This window comes from Psychromonas sp., from assembly GCF_041586535.1.
GTDB lineage: Bacteria > Pseudomonadota > Gammaproteobacteria > Enterobacterales > Psychromonadaceae > Psychromonas.
The window spans coordinates 1-2,550 of sequence record NZ_JBFGZY010000232.1 but is presented as its reverse complement, the minus strand read 5'-3'; the positions used below and the strand labels follow the sequence as shown (position 1 = coordinate 2,550).

Below are 2,550 nucleotides of genomic sequence, written 5' to 3'. Positions count from 1 at the left end.
GATGAGATGCCCGCCAAGCAGATTACGGGGTTGTGAAAACTCCGCCTGCGGCACACCATAAATCAGCACGGCTGAAGCACCAAATGAAGCGACTAAAAACAGGCTGGTCTGCAAATTGCTGTGTGCATAGTGGCTTATACCGATGTTACTTCAAAATGCTTTGTCAGGCATGAGCTTGGAAATCAGAGCAAGGCGCAACATGAGGTAATGGTTACATTAAACAACGACCATAATGCCCAACCGCGGGCATTGAGGGCAGCAAAACGCTGACAAACTGGATCTGAGTTGTTTACCTGAATTTGTTTGGTTAAGCTAAAAATGCCCTATTCTGCAGCCGTTATTCCGCCGGATGCTCGTTGTCATTCCAATTCAAGTTACGAAAATCGAATTCAACCTCTAAGCTGGGTTTGATAATTTGAAAATAGGGGGAGATATCAAAATCTCGTGGTGCAAAAAGGCTGCTGTGACGGATGCTCAGAAATTCCTCATAACAATCAATGCAGGTGGCGTCTTTGGATTTAGCAATAATACTTTCAGGCAGAATAGGATAACGTATCGACTGGAAAGCTTCTGCAATAAGAGATGAGCATATTGCTCTGGTCGGATCGCCGCTGCCCAGCGCCAGCATACGCCGTCGCCAGCGGGCCGGCGCAGGCGGCGTCTGAATCAGATAACGGGCCAGGTCAAATATGTTTTTCAAATCATACTGATGACCAATTCTGCTCATCGCAGCTGCCACGACCGCATCAATCTCCTCTGCGGTCAGCCCAATCGGACGGCAAATGCGCGTGTGTGCCTCCCAATACTCACTCAGCGGCAATACCCGCACCCCCTCAAGCACGTCGGCTTCGAGTAGCTTAGCCTCATTGATTTGTGAACCGGATAGGTTTTGAATATCTGAAATAACCAGCGCCGCATGGGACCAGGTTGACTGGGAAAGGTATTTAATTGCCGTACTAAAGCGGCTGTCGCCTTCCACCAGCAGCACATCCCCCTTGCGCAAAGTGGCTGCAAGCTGATCGGGTTTACAGGAGGCAACCTGTATTCTATGTTTATTCGGTTGATTAAGATAATAGGCTAACAGGCGGCCAATTCGTTCTAACAGTTGCACCGAAAATCTCCCATCCCAGGTTCACATAAGCATCACACTAAGTTAGATCTGCTTGAGCTTCAATGAATTATCCTATTTTTACTAATAAGTTAATTAAATTGAGTGATGGGTCATTTTATTCGCCCATATCTGTATCGTCAGCGAAGATATTGACGCTATGTTTAGCAGTTACCAACTCTCAACAGCGAGTATTATGCTTCGCTTAGCGATTAAGCATGGTTATAATGGGGTTATTTTCAGGTTAAAAAGTTATACAGGTAAATGATGGAATCGTTCAGTTGGGATACATATTTTGTAACTGGTATTGAAGAGGTTGATGATCAGCATTTTCACCTTGTTGCGTTAATAAATAAATTTGGCAATGCACTGGTAAACAATGAAATAGCAATACAAGATGTGGAAAGTATTTTACGGGAGCTGAAAGAATATACTATTTATCACTTTCAGGGCGAAGAGGCGCTAATGAAAAAAGTGGGTATTGATGCGCGTTTTTTGGCTGAGCATATGAAAGTACATTTAGATTTCACCTCAAAAATATCGGTAATAGCGACTGAATTGTCTATTAACAATAGAACCACAGCAAAGAACCTGTTCGAATTTTTATTAAACTGGTTGGTTAGTCATATGTTGGGAATGGATCAGAATATGGCGAGGCAAATAGCAGCTATTAAAAATGGCAGTACTGCCGGGCAGGCTTTTCATAACGAAAATATCGAAGTTGATAATGCTACCGAAGGACTCTTAAATGCATTAGGTAATCTATTTGAACAGCTATCTGAACGCAACAAGGAGTTGCACGAGCTTAATCAAACGCTGGAAAAACAAGTAACGCAGCGTACGCTGGCACTGCAAAATGCTAATCTGGCGCTTGAACAGCTTGCCCTAACCGATGAACTGACCAACCTGCCTAATCGCCGCTTTGCAATGGCGCATTTAGATAAATTATGGCAGGAAGCGCTGCAAAAACATAAACCACTTTCCTGTTTGATGATCGATGCCGATCATTTTAAAGGGATCAATGATACCTACGGACATGATGCCGGTGATACAGTTTTAACGGCTCTCAGTCAGCAGTTGACAAGAAACTTACGCAATGACGATATTATCTGCCGTTTGGGCGGCGATGAGTTTCTGGTCATCTGCGAAAATACCGATTTTTCCGGTGCCCAATATATCGCGCAGTCATTGTGCGATGCAGTGGCTGAACTTAAAGTGCAACAGGAAGAAATGACCTGGTTTGGCAGTGTCAGTATTGGTGTGGCAAGCAGACAGGAGAATATGCGCAACATAGATGAGTTATTGAAGCTCACCCAGCTAAAGCAAGGTGATTCTTGTCGTCAACGGTTTAGGCATTGCAACATTAAGTTGCGTTAGTCTTCTAAAACCTCTTACAAGCGTTTAACGTGTCGGCACTACCTGCCGCCACGAATTTTTAAGCG

Annotated in this window: 2 protein-coding genes and 1 pseudogene; 1 reads left to right on the top strand and 2 read right to left on the bottom strand. The window is 44.2% G+C overall.

All coding sequences use genetic code 11. The annotated features are described in order from the left end of the window. Together ABZA00_RS16870 and ABZA00_RS16865 are read right to left on the bottom strand one after the other, a co-directional pair. A pseudogene (locus tag ABZA00_RS16870) lies at positions 1-93 on the bottom strand (HPP family protein); the annotation flags it as partial. A gap of 244 nt (positions 94-337) precedes the next feature. Then, complete coding sequence (locus ABZA00_RS16865; protein WP_372883309.1) at positions 338-1,111, bottom strand: YiiX/YebB-like N1pC/P60 family cysteine hydrolase; 774 nt, start codon at positions 1,109-1,111, stop codon at positions 338-340. A gap of 264 nt (positions 1,112-1,375) precedes the next feature. On the opposite strand from ABZA00_RS16865, the gene ABZA00_RS16860 reads away from it, so the two are divergent. Beyond that, positions 1,376-2,485 carry a bacteriohemerythrin gene (locus ABZA00_RS16860; protein WP_372883308.1) on the top strand — a complete coding sequence of 370 codons (1,110 nt, stop codon included), beginning with the start codon at positions 1,376-1,378 and terminating at the stop codon, positions 2,483-2,485. The last annotated feature ends 65 nt before the right edge of the window (positions 2,486-2,550 follow it).